This is a genomic window from uncultured Maribacter sp., from assembly GCF_947500405.1.
GTDB lineage: Bacteria > Bacteroidota > Bacteroidia > Flavobacteriales > Flavobacteriaceae > Maribacter_B.
In genome coordinates this window covers 141,476-160,469 of the sequence record NZ_CANMRY010000010.1, presented here as the reverse complement: position 1 = coordinate 160,469, position 18,994 = coordinate 141,476, and the positions used below count along the sequence as shown (strand labels likewise).

Annotated in this window: 18 protein-coding genes and 1 other RNA gene; 7 read left to right on the top strand and 12 right to left on the bottom strand. The window is 29.3% G+C overall.

Translation table 11 applies throughout. From position 1 onward, the window contains the following. Positions 1–4: 4 nt before the first annotated feature. Positions 5–1,702: a M23 family metallopeptidase gene (locus Q0945_RS13870; protein WP_299435596.1), complete on the bottom strand. Its 1,698-nt coding sequence runs from the start codon at positions 1,700–1,702 to the stop codon at positions 5–7. Positions 1,703–1,898: 196 nt separating this feature from the next. Between Q0945_RS13870 and Q0945_RS13865 the strand changes: the two genes are divergently transcribed. The 7 genes from Q0945_RS13865 (at position 1,899) to Q0945_RS13840 (ending at position 6,395) form a co-directional block, all read left to right on the top strand. After that, positions 1,899–2,189, top strand: coding sequence for a hypothetical protein (locus Q0945_RS13865; RefSeq protein WP_299435594.1), 291 nt, complete (start codon positions 1,899–1,901; stop codon positions 2,187–2,189). A gap of 16 nt (positions 2,190–2,205) precedes the next feature. Further along, a complete protein-coding gene (locus tag Q0945_RS13860) occupies positions 2,206–2,502 on the top strand; it encodes a cell division protein ZapA (RefSeq protein WP_298488596.1) in 297 nt (98 codons plus the stop codon). Positions 2,503–2,555: 53 nt separating this feature from the next. Continuing rightward, positions 2,556–2,665, top strand: a non-coding RNA gene (gene ssrS / locus Q0945_RS13855) — 6S RNA. 49 nt (positions 2,666–2,714) lie between these two features. Next, a complete protein-coding gene (rny, locus tag Q0945_RS13850; protein ID WP_299435591.1) occupies positions 2,715–4,283 on the top strand; it encodes a ribonuclease Y in 1,569 nt (522 codons plus the stop codon). Positions 4,284–4,698: 415 nt separating this feature from the next. After that, positions 4,699–4,860 carry a hypothetical protein gene (locus Q0945_RS16160; protein WP_366136478.1) on the top strand — a complete coding sequence of 54 codons (162 nt, stop codon included), beginning with the start codon at positions 4,699–4,701 and terminating at the stop codon, positions 4,858–4,860. A gap of 96 nt (positions 4,861–4,956) precedes the next feature. After that, entirely contained in the window at positions 4,957–5,121 is a 165-nt protein-coding gene (locus tag Q0945_RS16155; RefSeq protein ID WP_366136476.1) for a CBS domain-containing protein, read from the top strand. A 248-nt stretch (positions 5,122–5,369) separates the two neighbouring features. Further along, complete coding sequence (locus Q0945_RS13840; protein WP_299435589.1) at positions 5,370–6,395, top strand: NAD-dependent epimerase/dehydratase family protein; 1,026 nt, start codon at positions 5,370–5,372, stop codon at positions 6,393–6,395. Between the two features lie 10 nt (positions 6,396–6,405). Here the strand turns inward: Q0945_RS13840 and Q0945_RS13835 are convergent, their stop codons facing one another. From Q0945_RS13835 to Q0945_RS13785, 11 genes are all read right to left on the bottom strand, one after another. Further along, the gene (locus Q0945_RS13835; protein WP_299435587.1) at positions 6,406–7,137 is read right to left on the bottom strand and encodes a WecB/TagA/CpsF family glycosyltransferase; all 732 of its coding nucleotides are present in this window, start codon (positions 7,135–7,137) and stop codon (positions 6,406–6,408) included. Continuing rightward, on the bottom strand, positions 7,134–7,733 hold the full coding sequence (locus Q0945_RS13830) for a DapH/DapD/GlmU-related protein (RefSeq protein WP_299435585.1): 600 nt from the start codon (positions 7,731–7,733) through the stop codon (positions 7,134–7,136). Before Q0945_RS13830 ends, Q0945_RS13835 begins: the two co-directional genes overlap by 4 nt. Further along, positions 7,730–8,647 (bottom strand): glycosyltransferase, encoded by a 918-nt coding sequence (locus tag Q0945_RS13825; protein ID WP_299435583.1) that lies wholly within the window; start codon positions 8,645–8,647, stop codon positions 7,730–7,732. The genes Q0945_RS13830 and Q0945_RS13825 overlap by 4 nt, the downstream gene beginning before the upstream one ends. 23 nt (positions 8,648–8,670) lie before the next feature. After that, a complete protein-coding gene (locus Q0945_RS13820; RefSeq protein WP_299435581.1) occupies positions 8,671–10,236 on the bottom strand; it encodes a hypothetical protein in 1,566 nt (521 codons plus the stop codon). Between the two features lie 22 nt (positions 10,237–10,258). Then, positions 10,259–11,353: a glycosyltransferase gene (locus tag Q0945_RS13815; RefSeq protein ID WP_299435579.1), complete on the bottom strand. Its 1,095-nt coding sequence runs from the start codon at positions 11,351–11,353 to the stop codon at positions 10,259–10,261. Beyond that, entirely contained in the window at positions 11,350–12,261 is a 912-nt protein-coding gene (locus Q0945_RS13810; protein ID WP_299435577.1) for a glycosyltransferase, read from the bottom strand. Before Q0945_RS13810 ends, Q0945_RS13815 begins: the two co-directional genes overlap by 4 nt. Before the next feature lie 41 nt (positions 12,262–12,302). Continuing rightward, the gene (locus Q0945_RS13805) at positions 12,303–13,226 is read right to left on the bottom strand and encodes a glycosyltransferase family 2 protein (RefSeq protein ID WP_299435575.1); all 924 of its coding nucleotides are present in this window, start codon (positions 13,224–13,226) and stop codon (positions 12,303–12,305) included. An 8-nt stretch (positions 13,227–13,234) separates the two neighbouring features. Beyond that, complete coding sequence (locus Q0945_RS13800; RefSeq protein ID WP_299435573.1) at positions 13,235–15,013, bottom strand: hypothetical protein; 1,779 nt, start codon at positions 15,011–15,013, stop codon at positions 13,235–13,237. A 119-nt stretch (positions 15,014–15,132) separates the two neighbouring features. Continuing rightward, positions 15,133–16,449 (bottom strand): glycosyltransferase, encoded by a 1,317-nt coding sequence (locus Q0945_RS13795; RefSeq protein ID WP_299435571.1) that lies wholly within the window; start codon positions 16,447–16,449, stop codon positions 15,133–15,135. 48 nt (positions 16,450–16,497) lie between these two features. Further along, positions 16,498–17,481 (bottom strand): hypothetical protein, encoded by a 984-nt coding sequence (locus Q0945_RS13790; RefSeq protein ID WP_299435569.1) that lies wholly within the window; start codon positions 17,479–17,481, stop codon positions 16,498–16,500. Between the two features lie 292 nt (positions 17,482–17,773). Next, positions 17,774–18,994 (bottom strand): glycosyltransferase, encoded by a 1,221-nt coding sequence (locus Q0945_RS13785; protein WP_299435567.1) that lies wholly within the window; start codon positions 18,992–18,994, stop codon positions 17,774–17,776.

Here is an 18,994-nt window from a genome sequence, read left to right as displayed (position 1 = left end):
AAAATTATTTTCTGTAAAAAGTAGTTGTGTATTCTTTAGTATTACCAACGTTATCTGTAACTACAACTTTAAGATTGCACTTTTGTTCTTTTAGTACTTTATCTTCAAAATTATAGGTTAAGGTGTTTTTTTTACTCTCATATTCCATTAAAACCCATTCTTCATTTATGGTAGCAGAGTAGGTGTTTATGCCGCTAAAATCATCTGTTATTTTAAGACTTAAATATTTATAATTGTTTAACCATTGTTTGGCTTTAAAATTTTTAGGGGAAATCTTTGGAGCAACAGTATCTTTTGCAATGGTGTATGTGCCTAAATATTTAGTTCTTGTTGTAAAGGTATTACCTCTTTTGTATGTGGTTACATGTCTAGGTTTTAGTTTACTATCTAAGCGGGCAATAAATAATTTTTTTTGTTCTTCTTTAGAATATTTAGAAGCATCAAAAGTAATGGTGAAATTTTTATGCGCAGGAACACTACTATTGTGAAATGTAATTGTGTCATTTTTGTGTTCTAAATTCATATAAAAATCCTCATAGAAAGTATTAGAAGGAAAATAAATTTTGGCAGGGCCTGCGCTAAAATTATTTGGTTTTTTAGCAACAACATAGTAGTCCGTTTTTAGCGTCTTTTTTACTTTTTGTAATTCCTCTTTTTTTCCTTCTACGGGTATTATTAATTTAGTTGTATTTCCTTCTAGATCTTTTAATCTAATTTCTATTGTATAGGACAGTCCTTCTACCACAGAAATTTTACCGTTGTTTTTAATTTTATTATAAATACTAAGTCTGTTACTAGGTGTTTTAAAACATTTTTGAATGCGTTGTCCGTATTTGCTATAAAACTCATAATCAATTAGGGTGTTTATATATCTAGATTCTGAAAATGAAAATTTTTCAAAATCAAATTCTGTATATACCTTTCCATTTACTATTTGTTCTAGAGAAAAAATTCCGTTTTTATTAGCAGCCATATCTTGTCGGTCAAAGCCAACAAAACCAAAACCTATAGTACCTATAGCCGTTACTTTGTCTGCTAAAAAAGAACCGTCTTTTTGTTTTTTAAAATTTAACTGTATTCTTTCGTTGCTTTTGTTAACTATAGCATTTGTACTTAGAGGATATCCAAATAATTTTAATAGCGTAGGGTTCGTAGCATCATCAACCTTATATCCGTAAAGTAATGGGTTGGTTGGTTTTTCTGTAGCACTACTACGTATTTCAAAATGTAAGTGCGGTCCTCCAGAACTACCTGTATTGCCACTATACGCAATAAGTTCTCCCTTTTCAATCTTTAAATCCCCATAATCAGGAAAAACTTCTACTTCATAAGACTTTTTCTGGTATTGTAATTTCTTTATATAGCTTTCAATTTTTGGGGAAAATTTTTGAAGATGTCCATATACTGATGTATAACCATTAGGGTGCGCAATGTAAATTACTTTTCCGTATCCCCAGAGCGAAACTTTTATTCTGGTAATAGTACCATCTCCTATGCCATAAATAGGAAGTCCTTCTCTTTGTTTTGTTTTTATATCTATTCCAGAATGAAAGTGGTTGGATCGTAACTCTCCAAATGTACCTGCTAAAATTAAAGGAATGTCCATTGGGGATCTAAAAGTATCTTGTGGGTATGCAGTCTGAGCGTTTGTTTGGAAAGTAAAAAATAAAATAAAAGTAAAAAATAAAAAAGCGCGTTTCATAAATATAGATAAGTTACTACGAAAGTAATTAATAGGAATTAAACCTTAAACAAACTCTTGGTGTTTTAATTAAAATCCCTGTTTAATAAGCAACGTTTTTAAATGATTTAAAGTATTCTATAAATAATAATTAAAAAAATATTGCTAAGTCTTAAGATGTATGTTAACTTTGTGTAAAACGCATTGATTTTTGTGTATGAGTGAATTGGTTAAAATTGTTGATTCCTTAGAAAACAAAATTAGCAAGTTATTGCATAAATTAGAAGTGCAACAGCAAGCTAATGAAAAGTTAGAAAAAGAATTAGTGACCATTAAAATGGATCATGATGTTACTCGTAAGAGTATTACAGAGTGGCAGGAGAAATACAATTCCCTTAAATTGGCAAATTCAATGCTGGGCAGTGATACAAATAAAACCGAAGCTAAGCTTAAAATAAATACATTAATTAGAGAGTTGGACTATTGTATAGCACAACTAGCAGAATAATGTTTTACTAATAAATATGTCAGAAAAGCTCAAAATAAAGCTTTCTATTGCAGATAGGGTATATCCTTTAACCATAGACCCTAGTCAAGAGGAAGGACTGCGTAAAGCCGCTAAAAATATAGAGCAGCTAGCAAAGAAGTTTGAGCAAAACTATGCAGTAAGAGACAAGCAAGATGTATTGGCAATGTGTGCCTTGCAATTTGCTTCGAAAATAGAGCAAAAAGGCATTGAAAAAGCAGAAGGAACTGATGAAGCTACTGAACGTTTAAAAGCGTTAGATTTATTGGTGAGTTCTAAACTTGGAATAAAATAAGTTCTTATAAATAAACTAAAGTTACTGCCCACATTGGTAATATCTTTTGACAAACTCAACATTAAATTGTTTAAAAAGGGTGAGTTTAAATGGTAAAAGCAAGCCTTACTTGTATAAGGATCCTTGATCTATTTGTTAGCCCTAAACTTGTATTTTGGAGTTTGTACAAAACTTCGCTAATGTGGGCTTTTTTATATTAAATATTTAACACTATGGATAACAGTATATTGATTATAGCAGGAATAGTAGGTCTTGCAATAGGTTTTGTAATAGCAAAATTTATGGAAAAGGGTAAGGCTTCTAAAACCATTGCCTCGGCAAAGAAAGATGCACAAAGCATATTAAAGGAAGCTAAAATTGAAGGAGAGAATATTAAAAAAGATAAAATTTTTCAGGCTAAAGAAAAGTTTTTAGAACTAAAAGCGGAGCATGAAAAAGTTATAATTAATAAGGATAAAAAAATTGGTGAAGCAGAAAAACGAACAAGGGATAAAGAATCTCAAGTAAGTGGAGAGTTGGCTAAGAATAAAAAAATAAACAGTCAGTTAGAAAGTAAACTAAAAGACGTTGAACATAAATCAGATTTTTTAGAAAAAAAACAATCTGAATTAGAAAAATTGCACAAAAATCAAGTACAGCAATTAGAGGTTATTTCTGGCTTATCTGCAGAGGAAGCAAAAAGTCAATTATTAGCGTCATTAAAAGAAACTGCAAAGTCAGACGCTATGTCTTACATACAATCTACGATTGAGGAAGCTAAATTAACAGCACAGCAAGAAGCTAAAAAGATTGTAATAAATAGTATACAACGTATAGGAACAGAAGAAGCTGTGGAGAATTGTGTCTCTGTTTTTAATTTAGAATCGGATGATGTAAAAGGACGTATAATAGGTAGAGAAGGGAGAAACATTAGAGCTATAGAAGCTGCTACTGGTGTAGAAATTATTGTGGATGATACCCCAGAAGCTATTATACTTTCTTGTTTTGATTCTGTTCGTAGAGAGGTAGCTCGTTTATCTTTACATAAATTAGTTACGGATGGTAGAATACACCCAGCACGTATAGAAGAAGTAGTTAGAAAAACCGAAAAGCAAATAGAGCAAGAAATTGTAGAAATAGGAAAGCGTACCGTTATAGATTTAGGAATTCATGGATTACATCCAGAATTAATAAAAGCGATTGGTAGGATGAAGTATCGTTCTTCCTACGGACAAAACTTATTACAGCACTCTAGAGAAGTTGCAAAACTTTGTGGTGTTATGGCAGCAGAATTAGGATTAAACCCAAAGCTAGCTAAAAGAGCAGGTTTGTTGCATGATATTGGTAAGGTGCCAAATACTGAGGCAGAGGTAGAAACACCACATGCTATTTTAGGTATGCAATGGGCAGAAAAATTTGGTGAAAAACCAGACGTTTGTAATGCTATTGGGGCGCACCATGATGAGATAGAAATGAAAACGTTAATTTCTCCTATAGTACAAGTTTGTGATGCTATTAGTGGCGCAAGACCAGGTGCAAGAAGACAAGTTTTAGATTCTTATATACAACGTTTAAAAGATTTAGAAGAGATTGCCTTTGGATTTAGTGGTGTGCAAAAAGCGTATGCAATACAAGCCGGTAGAGAATTACGTGTAATTGTAGAAAGCGAAAAGGTGAATGATGATAAAGCTGCTGAATTGTCTTTTGAAATTTCGCAAAAAATACAAACCGATATGACCTATCCTGGTCAAGTAAAAGTTACGGTAATTAGAGAAACAAGAGCGGTAAATGTAGCTAAGTAATTTACGGTATGCCAATACAAAAGCCCTTTAAAGCATTTTTTAAAGGGCTTTTTTGTACACTACTATTATAAATAATTGTAATAGAGGTAAGTAGATATTTGCCTAGATTAAATCTCATTTTTTGTGCAAATGTCAGGCTGAGCGGAGTCGTAGTCTATTTTAAAACTAACGAATAGTTCTAGACTCCGCTCGAACTGACAATGGTAACCTTTTTAAAAGACATAATTTAAATTTGTTGAAGGTATTTACTGTTGCTTATTTATCTACTTACCTCTAGAAGTAAAATTTTTACCCTTGCAAAAGAGTTGAAAAAGTTTGTAACTAATTTATAATAGCTTTTTTTGTGACTGATATTTATCATGTGCTATAGTAATTGTAGTGTATAACTTTAAGGGAGGATTTAAAAAATATTCCTATGAAAAAGAGAACACCAATTTCTGAAATAATGACAAAAGAGGGTATTACTTTGAATACTGGAAATACCTTAGATAAAGCAGAACATTTATTTAAAAAGCATTGTATAGATATATGCCTGTTGTTAATGGGAAGAAGTAAAAGGTATGTTAAGTTATACTGATTTATTACGTATAGTATAAGTTTTATCTATGCCGTAGATGAAGATGATGATTTTGTAGAAACGGTAGTGTATAATATGTTTACCTTAGAATAAGTTATGGCTAAAAATTTAGTTAGTGTAACTTCTAAGACTACTATTAGAGAATTAGCACAGTTGTTATCTAAAAAAGAATTTCATGCTATTCCTGTGATTGATACAGGTAGATTAAGAGGAATTGCTACAACTACGGATTTACTTAATTATATGTTAGAGCAGTTTTAAAAAGGATTGTAAAGTTGTATTTGAGCTCTAATTCCCTATGATTTTTTGTTTTTAGGTTTATAAAGGGGGTATTCGTGACTTTGTTTTCTGTAAAAATTAAGGGAGAAAATATATTTGCTTTATATTTGATTATATATGGTTTTGTACCTAAGTATAAACTAATATGTTAATTGCTTTTACTGTATTGTGACCTCGCTCCGTATAGGTATAAGTTAGATAGAAAATAAACGAATAAGTACAATATTTTAATGAAAATACTGGTTACAGGAGCAGCAGGGTTTATAGGATTTCATGTATCTCGAACCTTAGTAAAAATAGGGGTTACGGTTGTGGGTATAGATAATATTAATAGTTATTATGATCCCAATTTAAAATACAATCGTCTTTTACAATTGGGTGTAGATATTAAAAGCCAAATAAAAGAGAACCAAGAATTAGGTCTTGTAACAAGTACTACCTATGACCATTTTTCTTTTTTAAAAGTAGATATAACCAATCTAGAAGCATTAGAGACTTTGTTTAAGGTACAAGATTTTACATGTGTAATTCATCTAGCAGCACAGGCAGGAGTAAGGCATTCTATTAAAAATCCGCATGCTTACATACAATCTAATGTAGTTTGTTTTTTAAATATTCTAGAATGTTGTAGAAATAATAAAATTGATCATTTAATCTATGCATCTAGTTCCTCTGTATATGGGAATAGGAGTATAGTTCCTTTTTCAGAAAAAGAAAAAGTAGATAGCCCTGTAAGTTTATATGCTGCTACTAAAAAGAGCAATGAGTTAATGGCGCACTCCTATAGCCATTTGTATGATTTACGTACAACAGGACTTCGGTTTTTTACCGTTTATGGTCCTTGGGGAAGGCCAGATATGGCTCCAATGCTTTTTGCAACAGCTATAAACAAAGGAGAGACCATTAATGTTTTTAATAATGGAGAAATGCAACGAGATTTCACCTATATAGACGATGTGGTAGAAGGTGTAGTAAAATTAGCTTTAGAAGCTCCAAAGACAAAAATTAAAAAAGCAGAAATATTTAATATTGGCAATGCAAAACCAGTAGCATTGCTAGATTTTATTGGTGGTTTAGAAGATGCAATGGGTAAAAAAGCGGACAAAAACTTTATGCCAATGCAAGACGGTGATGTAAAAATTACCTATGCAGATTCTAGTAAATTACAGAAAGCAGTTGGGTACAAACCTACCACGAGTTTACAAGATGGTTTGCAAAGTTTTGTGAAGTGGTTTAAAGGGTATTATGAAAATTAAAGGAGGGTAGTTATTTTTTTTTAAACTTGTGTTTTAGTAAATGACCTGCAAAAATAAAACCATAATAAATATAACGTTTCCACATGCGTTTTGGCTCTTTAAGTAATCTGCCTAACCATTCTAACCCTAAGTTTTGCCAAAATTTACTTGGCCTTGTTGTTGTGCCTGAATAAAAATCAAAAACAGCTCCTATGGAACATATGTATTGGGTATTTAATGCTTCTTTAAATTTATACGCCCATTTTTCTTGTTTAGGAGCGGTCATCCCTACGAAAAGCACGTTAGGAGCAAAAGAATTTACAGCGTTTAAAATGGCAGTATTATCTTCTTTGGTAAATTGGGGCTTAAAAGGTGGAGAATAGGTGTCAACTTTTATGCTAGGGTATTCTTTATTTAGACGTTCTTTTATTTTAGTTAGTGTAGCTTGTGAAGAACCCATATAAAAGCATGAGCCTTTTTCTTTCTCTAATTTTTTTAATAAAAAATTATGCAAATCTGCACCTGCAATTTTACTTATTTTTTGTTTGTTTATAAATTTCGCAGCAGTAACAATGCCAATACCGTCTGGTAAAAGAATATCAGACTGTAAAAGAGACTCTTTAAAAGAAGAATCTCTTTTTGTTATACAATAGGAATATTGATTAATCGTATTAATTAAAAGTTTTTTATTCTTAGGTAGTTCGCTTAAAGATTTTGAAAATACAGGATATTCTAAAACATTTATGTGGTTTATTTTATTCATACGTTTAATTTATTGTTAAGATTTATACTTTTTATACCTGTATAATTCTTTAAATTTCTTAGAATTTTTTTTTCTATTTGTATATGTTTTTCTAAATCGACATCTGTTTCAAAGCGCGAACATATTTTCTTTGCAGGATTTCCTCCATATATAGAGTAAGATTCAACATCTTTTGTAACAACAGACCCTGCAGCAATAATTGAACCTTTTTTTATAGTAACTCCGCTCATAATTATAGAACCATAGCCAATCCAAACATCATCTTCAATATTCGTTATTTGACCTTTTCCTCTCCAAGAGTAATTTTCATCTCTAATTCTTGATGCTAAACGTGTAGGAACTCCTATAGTTTGATAGTGATGGTCATATTTACCGACAATAGCTACTTTATTAGCAAAGATTACATTATGGCCTATAATACAATTCGTTTCAATTTGGGAGTCTCTGCCAATATAAAAATTATCTCCAATAATTATTTTTTCTTTAGCCCATAAGTAAACTCTTCTGCCTACATATAAATTTTTTCCAATAGTATAATTTCGCCATTTATAATTTTTTAAAAACAAAAAGCGTAATCGTTTAATTAATTGTTTCATTTCGTTTTTAATATTTTAGAAAAAATTGTCTGAAATTTAGAGTAAATTCTAGCCCAAATTCCCATTTTATTTAAGAATAATTTTAAGTGTCTATTTTTTACTTCTATAGATTTAGGATAAATAATTTCTTTATTATAATTTTCATCTATTAAAGGTAAGTATCTACTACTAGAACCTGTTGTATGAGTTGCTAAGTCATCGAAACCATTATTGTAAATTTTAGAATATTCTGGATATAAAGTTAGACCGCCAACTTTAAATTGATGGTAAAACCATCTAATAGCCCAAGAGTCTAGAGAACCTTCCATTTGTTTACTAAGCATTGCATTTAAGTCGGATCCTCCTTTGGAAAATTCTTTTTGTAATTTTTTATTTTCCTTGAATGTATTATAATCTTTAACTTCCCAGTCCACTTTAGACCATTTGCTTTTCCAAGTTGCCCAGCCCCAAGACCAACCCCTATATAAGAAATAGGTTTCACTTTGGTTTTTATTCCCATTTATGCCTAGGTTAAAAGAATAACCAGAAATGGAAAACACTTTTTCTACTTCAGAATATTTATTTAAGGCATCATTCATGTAATTTAAAAAATTTGGAGTGGTTAATAAATCGTCTTCTAAAACTATAACGGTTTCACTATGCTCTATTATTTGCGACACTCCTGCAATAATAGAATTAGCTAATCCCTTATTTTTGGGAGATTCGTGTATGTTTATAGATTTAAAGCCATTTATGGTTTTTAAATAGGATCTAACATGATTAATTTTCTGAGCATCTTTATCATTTTTTGCACCATCAGAAAAGATAAATAAATCAGATTCTTTTGCTAAAAAATTTTTTTTTAAGGCATCTACAGTTTCTTTTAATGAGTCTAATCTTTTATATGTAAAAAGTAGTATTGGAGATAAATTCATGTTTTTAAATGTGTAATATTAATTTATAAACTATTTAAAGCCGAGTCATAAATAAATTGATTTTTAATTTGATGTATATGATGCATAGCAATAAATCCTTTTTTGGTATTAGGTTTGAATACTTTTACAGTTTTTTCTTTATAGACTTCAATGTTTAAGATTTCAATCTTGTTAATATTTATATTTTTTCCATAAACACCATCAATATTTGCCTGAGAAGGTCTATATGCATTTTCTTTGTAATTAAAGACTGAGCCTGCATTTCTTGCAATTCTAGAATCTATTAATACTGGGTTTTGTTTATGCGGTATGATAGTATTAAATTTTAAGGAGTCTATTTTAAATATATATAATTCATTTTCCATTGGAACATTTTCATTGTCTCCTTTGTTTAAAAATAACCATTTTTGATTTTCATTATCCGTGTAAAAAGAAGCGTCTACTATTTTTTCACCTATAAAGCATGAGCTATATAATGTCCATTTATTAGGAAAAGTAATGCATTTGTATATATGTAACCCTCCTTTTTCCGAGTTCTCAGGCATTAAAAAAATATTATTTTTTTCTTTGAATATGTAGGGATAAGAAAGATGGGTATTAAGTACTAAAGCATCTTCTTTGTGAAGAATACAATTGTTTTCCAAAACTCCGCAAGATATTTTACCTATTTTAGATTTGTATGAGAAATTTTCAAAAAAAACATAAGTTTTATTTTTATATGGAAATAAAAAGGGATCAGCCCAATATTCATTATCGTCTGGGAGGATAGATTTTTCGGATAGTTGATTATATGTTAAAGCATTTCCTTTGCCAACAGCTAAAGTAAAACAGTACTGCCTTTTTTTAAAGAAAAACCATTTAATTCTAGATAAAAATTTATAGGCTATGATTAAATAAAATTTCATTATGTAAATAATTAATTTCACAAAATGAATGTCATTATTTTTTTTTGAAAAACAAGAATCTAATATAGTTGCGTTTTGTTCAATATTATTAATATTTTTTATTAGAAGAGCAACAGAGCTTTCAGTGATATTGTCATTTGTTTTAACAATAGACCAGTGCCTGTTAAACCAAGCTGAATTAATTATTTTGCTACCATTTATATTACTTTTAATAATATCAACTTTTATATTCTTGCTTTTGTTTATTACATCCCAAGCGCCTATTGCATTATTAAAAATTTCATTGCCTTTCCCAAACTTTAAATTCCATATTCCATATTGAGGAAATTTTTTTAGTTTTATTTCAATAGGAAGTTTATTTAGATTAATAATTAAATCCAAATTGTTTAAAAAGGATAATTCTTTGTTTGTAATATTTTTTTTAAAATTAATAGTAGTTAAAGAATTTAATTCTTTTTCAATTTTTAATTTATTTTTAAAAAATGGCTTTTTAAAAAAAAGAAGTCTTTCTATTTTAGTTTGTATAGCTATAAGTAACTTTAAAATAAAGTTTGTATTGTTTTTTTTATAAGTGCTAATTACGAGGATTAATTCTAATTTAGGATTATTTATAACAAATTCCATTACTCTTAATTTCCATGAAGGAATATGTCTTAAATTATTTATTAGTAACCCTATTTTCATTTTGTATTGTTGAAATCTTAATTTACTTATTTAAGGATTCTGTATTTAAAATATGGGTTAATTTTTTTTCAAAAATATCTAAAGTATAATTGTCTAAATATTTTTTTCTTCCAGATGTTCCCATTTTATTACTTACAACAGGGTTGTTAATTAAATATTCTATATTATTTGCCAATATTTCTGCATCGTTTTTTTCTACAATTAAGCCAGTTTTATCATGGTCTACAATGTCTGGAATACCACCTTCATTCGTTGATATTACCGGAAGTGAAAAATGCATGGCTTCTAGTATGACTAGTGGAAAGCAGTCATTTAATGTTGGGAAAACAAATATATCTGCATTTATGTAGAATGAGTATTTCTCATCCTTATATTTTCCACCATGTGCGGTAACATTATTTTTTAATGAATATGCTTCTATTTTTTTATTAAATGAGTTTTCATCAAAATCTAAAAATTCACCAACAAAATCGCAATAAAACTCAATTTTTCTGTTTTTAAGGATTTTACAAGCATTTAATAAAATATCAATTCCTTTTAAATTTATCATATTAGAAAAGAATAACAGTTTATTTTTTCTTCGACTAATTTTTTTATAGTTATGGTTAATTATAGGAATGCCATTTGGACAATAATAAACATTTACATCACGAACATATTTTTTTATATCTACAAGTAGATAAGGAGAAAGTAATATAATTTTACTATTAGATAGTGCAAATTTATATAAGATATTATTTATTAGATTAGAATTATGGTCACGAACTCCCTTGTTATGAAAATGATAGATAATTTTTTTTCTAAAACTTTTAAGAATTATTATTGTAAGTAAGTCTTTATAAAAACCTGGGCCATTTGATGTTAATGTAAAATAACAAAAATCATAATTATTAAATAATAGATGTTTGGAGATACTTAGGTTAGTTTTAATAATAGTAAATATTTTTGAAAAAATACCTTTCCCAATATCCTTAAGTTTTTTAGAAGTTTGTGAGTTAATAAAAGTACAATTGAAATTACTATTAATATGGTTACTATTTTTTATATAATGCCCCATTAAAGAAGCACCATGAATAGGCGGGGGGAGCGTTAGTATAAAAAGTATTTTAGGCTTCATCTTGCTAAATATTTATTAAGTTTACTAAATATTCTAGTTTTTAAACCATAGACTTTTGTAAATTGCTTTAAAATATTTTTATTTATTTGCGGAGTCAGAAGGAAATTAAATTTTGTCTTTCCTGATTTATCTAAATTAGTTTTAAATCTATTGGAATTGTCTTTAGTATGCGTTGCTTCATCTGTAAAACCAATATTATCTATTTTTGAGGACATAGGAAAAACGGTATAAAGGTCATTCTTAAATTGGTGGTAACACCATCTTATAGCCCAAGAGTTTATTCTTCCAGACATTTGTTTGTCTAATAAATTTGATAAATCAGAGCCCATTTGATTGAATTTCTTTTTTTTGGTTCTACTTTTAGAAAATTCTTTATAGTCTCTAACATGCCAATCAATATTTATCCATTTTTCTTTCCATGTTGCCCAACCCCATGAAGAGGCTCTTTGTGTAAAATAGCTATCGAAGTTATAACCTTTAGGACAAGATATAGGAGAAGTGTATCCAGATATAGACATTACATTATTTACATTTCTATACGTTTGTAAAGCTTGATTCATATACACTAAAAAATTGGAGCTTGGTAACAAATCATCCTCTAGAACGATAACTTTGTTGTAAGATTGAAATGTTATATTGATTCCTTTAATAATGGAGTTTGCTAGTCCTTTATTATTATTATAAAAATGCCAAGATATTTTTTTGAAGCCTTTTATATTTTTAATATAATTTCTAATTTTTTTTACTTTAGGTAAATCTTCTTGATTTTTAGCACCATCTGAAAAAATAATAAGTTCACTTTCTTTAGAAAGATAACATTTTTGTAAAGCTTCTATTGTTTTTTTAAATGAACCTAAGCGATTGTATGTAAAAACAACGATAGGACTTAATGTGGCATTATTAAACAAGATATTTTTTTTAAATTACTAGTAAATTATATAAAATTTATTTATCTAACTTTAGAATATTCGTGATATTTAATATTGATTAAGCTAGAAAAAGCTCCAAAGCTTTCGGCTAATTTTAAGGGGCCATAGTATCTATTTTTTGTATTAAAAGGTAAAATTAATGAGCCTAAAATACCAACAATGAAGTGAAAAAAAATCATAATAAGTTTTTTAAATATTAGGTTATATTTTTTTTCAATTAAAATTATAAATGTATATGTATTCGCAGTACGATATCTTCTTTTAAATAACCAAGAAAAAGTACTTCTACTTTTTGGAATGGTCTCAAAAGCAATGGCTTTCGCTGCCCAAAATATTTGGGCATTTTTTTTAACCGCTTGTATACCAAAGAAGGTGTCTTCCGCTCCTGTAGTATTAAACCTTGTATCAAATGATAAATTATTTTGTGTTATAAATTCTGAGCGTATCATATAATTACCAGATCTCTCCATTGTCTTTAGTTGTAGTTGGTTTTTTATTTCTTTTTGCAAAAAACAGCTAGATATGGATTCTGGTATATTAGCTTCAAAATCAGGAATAACAGGAGCCAGTATAATGTCTGCATTGTTATTTACCATGGTTTTAGTAAGTTCATTTAACCATGCAGAAGTAACATATTCATCATCATCAATAGAGGCAATATATTTGGGATTAAGTTTTAGAGCCTTATTTAGAATTTCATTTCTTACGTTAGAGAGTCCTTTTTTTGGATAACAATAATAATGGATGTTAAAAAGCTCAGGGCATTCTTTTTTTAGTTCTAAACACGTTTTTTTGCCGCTTTTTTCACCATCATTATCTACTACAACAATATCTACTTTACTAATGTATTCTGGATTTAAGGAACATTTGTAAATGCTTAGAACTAATTTAGCTAGCATTTTAGGACGTTTATATGTAGGAATTCCTACAACTACATGGTTCATGTTTGAAATTATTTTATTCTAGTAATAGTAAAAGAAGAAGTACCTTGGGTATTTACTAGTATGTCTTCTGTTTTTCCGTTTGTTGTTATTTGTATAGATAAAATGTCATTAGTATTTAACTGCAATACATCATTTATAGCAATACTTTGCGTAATTTCGGTGTTATTGTCATTAGTAATACTGTTAAGGCTGCCTTTTGGCGTCCCGTTTACTAATAACCTTACATTAACATTTTGCGTAATAAAACTTGTGTTTTTAAGAACTAAAGATACATTTGTGGTAATAGTATACCTACCAGTTTCTACTATTTGTAAACTTTTTTTTATTACATTATATGTGCTAGAACCACCGTCTTTATAATCTTCTAAGTCAAATATAGGTACTATAAAGTCCTTATCTAAATTTGTAATAGTGGTATTACTATTAGTCCAGCGCCCTCCATTATTAGTTGTAGAAGATATAGATGTTTTTCCTGTCAGTGTAGTGGATGTTGTTTTGTAAAAGTTGCCGTTTGCATCTACAACTACAGCTGGTAAATTACCTGGGGAGTTAGGTAAATCCCTAACTCTTAATTTACCATTTACATCTAATTCTGCAGTAGGAGAACCAGTTTTAATACCTATAAATTTATTGTTACCAAACTGAATAAAAAGTCTCGAGAATTGTTGGTCTGTCATGTTAAACCCATAGCCTACCATGTTTATGTGTAGTTCTGTGGTATTGGTATTACCATTGGATTGAAATGCCATAAATCTATTATGTTCTCCTTTTCCTCTTATAATAAATGGGCTATCATGGAAGGGAATAGCATTATTTATTAATAAAGCTGTTTCATCAATTTTCATTGTCTCTGCCCCATTCGCACTAAAACCTAATTCATCATCTGTAACTCTATAAATACCTGTGTCAGTATCGTTGGAGAAAGAATAACTTGGTGTTGCGGCAGAACCGTCTGTAGTTCCAATGTCTCCCGTAATGTTTACTTTATGATTTAGGTTTGGTGTATTGCTTCCAATATTTAGTTTGTTATTGGTATTATCCCAAAAAAGTTCTGTATTATTTTCTGAAGCCGTAGTACCATCAGAAAAAAAGACAGAACCTGCTGTTCCTGGTATGTTAGAAGAACCTCCTGTTGTAGAAAAAGTAGTAGTTTGTCCTGTTTCATCAGTATAGGTAAAATTATCATTACCATCATTCTCTAAAGTAGAGGTAGTTTCATCTGAACCATTAAATGTAAATGGAGGGTTAGTGCCATCATCTACTGTATAAGTACCATCTAAATTATCTGTTATAGTTAAGTTAGAAGAACCTCCTGAAGTAGAAAAAGTTGTTTGTTGTCCAGTTTCATCGGTATAGGTAAAATTGTCATTACCATCATTTTCTAAAGTAGAAGTTGTTTCATCTGCACCGTTAAAAGTAAATGGTGGGTTTATACCGTCATCTACGGAATAGGTGCCATCTGAATTATCGGTAATACTTAATGAGTTTCCAGAAGTGTTTTGGCATAAATTACTCCATTGCGCTCCATTAAAATAGAATACACATTGCTCATCAGTGTTATATACGAGACCTCCTTGTAAAGGTGTAATAGCTAACATTTGAGCGGTAGTAACTCTTGTAATCACAAAAGCCCTTGAAGTGCTCTCTAATTCTAATACAGAATTGGTGTCAATAACATTTGGATTGTCGCCAATTTTTATTTGAGCAGATAAAAGTTGGAGTCCAAAAAAAAGAATAATAGCTAAAAAGTATTTTTTAATATACAAGATTTTGTTATTTATTTTCATAGAAATAGTGTTGCTGTTTAATCTAAATACAAAAGATTAACGTGCAAGGTAATAATTTTAGGATCTTAAGGGTTTAATTTTCGACAACAAGAATGGATCATTCGTTTAGTAGACTTAAATTACATTTTTGAAGTAGAAATCAATGCGTCTCTAAATTCAGCTGTAACAACTTGATCGTCATGTCTTATATTAGCTAATTCTTTAGCATTGTTAGCAATTTTTTCTCTTTTTTCTTTATTAGTTATTAGATCAACTAAAGTTTCGGCTAAAAGGTTCTTGTTGTTTTCTGTTATCACCGATGCCCATTTTTTATTCTTAGCATATTGTACTAATGCTGTTTCATCTGGCGCAAAAATTAGTATAGGAGCACCACTAGTCATATATTCCGAAGCTTTAGTAGGCATAGAATATTTTATATATGCGATAGATTTTGGGCTAAAATCATAGGGTAAAATTAAAAAATCTGTTCTGCCAAATACTTTTGGTAATTCATCATATGGTACAAAACTTTGATAATTAACACAGTCATAATTAGAAACCCATTCTGGGCTTTTTTGCGCTTGTATTATAAAATTTAATGAAATGTTTAATTTAGAATTTACAATCTCAACAGCTTTAGCAATAGATTGTAAAGATTTATCTATACCAAGACCAATTCTGCCAGCATACATAATAGTAGGGTTTTCTTGCAGTGTATACTCTTTTTTTTGCCCAGTAGCCCAAAAATTTATATTTATGGGGTTATGGAATGTAATAAAATCTTTACCATATCTCTTTTTGTATTCTTCTCCCATATAATCACATATAGCCATAGGGGTGTTTACACCTTTTAATAAAATTTTAAATTCGGCATCTATTTTTTTTGTCCAATAGTTTTTAAAAATTCCTTTATTGCTTATTACCGACGGCCAATCGTCCATCATATGAAAAGCCGTGGGTTTTTTAAAATAATTTTGAACTTCATTACAAAATAGTATACTTTCTCTTGAGGAACATTGTATGTATATAATATCGGGGTTAAAGTTTTCTACCCACTGGATAAATTTAGGAGAAAGGCTTGTTTTAGATATAGAGTGTGTTAAGCCTGTATAGTTTAAAAATGGATTTAAATATTTCATAACAAACCCAACTCTTGTTTTAGATTTGGATTCATCTGTTACCACTTTTTTAATTGATTTGTTTTTAAAATTGATAGGTCCACTCGGATATTTTCTGCCAAATAGATTAAAAGGGAATACCCAAGACCTTTCTACAGACCCTAACTGGTAATAATTGTCACAAATAGTTGGGTCAATATCTGGAGTCATTATATAACCTGAACAGGCAACAGCAAGTTTCTCTTTATCCCATCCTTTAAAAAGATTAGAAAGCGTTATACCTCCTCCTGTATTAGAAACAAATGGTTGGTTTAAAATGAGTACGTTGGGTAATTCCATAAAATAGATAAATAATTTGAATAATAGTGCTTAAAATATTTTTTTAGGTTATAAAGAATATTTTATAAAATATTCTTGAAGAATTTTGTCTGGAATTTCCCTAGTAGCTTTAGAGTAACCAATGCCAATGCTAATCCATACTAAAATATAATGTAATGTAAAGTTAGTTACAGTTGATGGGTATAGGGAAATAAGCCATAATAAAATCCAAAACCCTGCTGCTTTTGATAAGGAATTATTGGAGAAAAAGAAACAGTTTATCATTGCAGGTATAGCAATTAACAATAAAAGGCCTAAACTAATTACACCTCCTTTTAAAATAATATTTAAATAATCGGTTTCAATTCCTTCTCTATAGCCTGGATGGTCAGTTTCTCCATCAATTTCTCCAGGTGCTGCTATTAAACCACTCATACCCCTGCCTATAACATAGTCTTTAAATTCCATATCGGCATAATAGTATTCTTCAACACCAGTCCTAGTGTCTTCACCTATTCTTTCTTTTGCTTTTTCAAAGAATTTGGAATTATTAATGTTTCCAAAAGAAATAAGACCTAATCCTAAAAAAGTAAAAGACATTAATCCTGTAAAGATAATAGTTAGTATTTGCTTTTTTTTACGCAGAATGTATAAGTAATAAGAAAATATAAAAGTACAACCACTAATAAACATTAATCCCCTTCTGGCTAAATAGATAGATAATAATAAAGTTGTGCCGAGTGTTAAAAAAGCAATAGTTTTTTTTGTTATTTTATGATAATTGGCTGTCATAAGTATATATCCTGATGGAATAGCTAAAACCTTCACATATATCTCAAAAGTATCTCTGGCTTTAATATTATTAGCATCTAATAAAATATCTATAGAAATTATACTTAAAAGCAAATGTAAGAAACCTAAGGCAACAATTAATTTGAATAGTATCTTGTAAAATGCTGGAGGTTTTTTTGATAGTACAACTAGAGGAGTAAAGTATACAAAACCACCTAAAAATGGGCTAAATAAAAATTTTTTAATGAAAATGTAATCCATTTTCATACCTTTTGCTATCACAAGAAGAGACCAAATTAATAAAAAAAAGTATAATATTTTAAAATAATAATTTTCAAATTTATAATTTAATAATAAGCTAAGAGAATATGAAAAACAGGCAATTCCGAGTAATTCTAACGAATCACAAATTATAAAAATGGGATTACCGGTTATAGAAAGAGAATAGCCCAACATGTATATAAAAATACCGAACCAGAATATTTTTAATGTATTTGGTTTGTTAAAACTATAATCTAGTTTTTGTAACATATTATTTGTAACAATTTTTATTTTATACATTTATTTTTTGAAACAGTTTCTTATGTTGTTCTACAATAGCAATAGGGTCAAAACAAGGAAGTGCATATCCTTTTACATTATTATTTAAACAATAAGAAATTCCACTTGCTAAATCTCCAGAATTTTTATATTCTGCAAGATATCCGTTTTTAGTATGGTCAATTAAATCAGGAATACCCCCTGTTTTAAATGCAACAACAGGAGTGCCGCATCTTTGTGCTTCTAATATTACCATTCCAAAAGATTCAGCTATTGAAGGGGCTACAAAAATATCTGCAGCATTATAAACCAAGGCAGTAGAATATTCATCTTTTAGCCTTCCTAAAAAATAGGTTTTAAAGGGTATTGCCTCAGCGATTTCGGCGTCATATTCACTTCCAAAAATGGCAATAGAATAATTTTCTGTGTTAGCTTGGTTCTTTAATAGGTCTAAAGCGTCTTTTAAATAACTCCATCCTTTATAAGGACTTTTTGGAGAAGCAGCTCCAAAAACGATTATAGTCTCATTCTCCTCTAGGTTAAACATTTTTCTGGCCATTTTTTTATCTAATGGTTTAAAGGGGTGTTTTCCTATAATATTTGGAATATGATAAGTAGGTTTATTTTTTAATAAACTAGATTTTTTAGCTAATTGATCTAACCAACTACTTGGGGATATAAAAGATAAATTGGAGTACTTGTTAAATATGTTTTGTTTTTTATTATATAGTTTATTTGGTAATTTATTTTTGTTTTCAGGGAACATTTGGCAGGAGTGGCAATTTGATAGATAATTTTCGCAATTAAAGCTATGGTGACAACCACCTGTCATAGTCCACATATCGTGCATAAAGAATATGATTGGTTTTCCTGTTTTTGCTAAATCCTCAACATTTTTTAAATTTAAGAAACCTGCAAGAATCCAGTGTAAGTAAATTATATCGGCAGTTTTTACTAAGGGGTGTTCTATAATATTATTTCCTAGAATAGGGTAAGAGAACATTCCGTATTTAGAGTTTAACCCTTTTATTCTTCTTTGATGAAGCTTTTCATGAAGTATAGAATTTAGGTAAGCTCTTAATTGTAAACTTTGTATTTTTGAATTTATAGACACATCTGTACTTAAAGATAACATAGAAGATTCTATGTTTTGTTTTAACATGGCTTTATGTAGTCTAAAGGCAGCATTTCCAGAAGAGGGTAAGTGGGTTTGTAAGTGAACTACTTTAGTCAT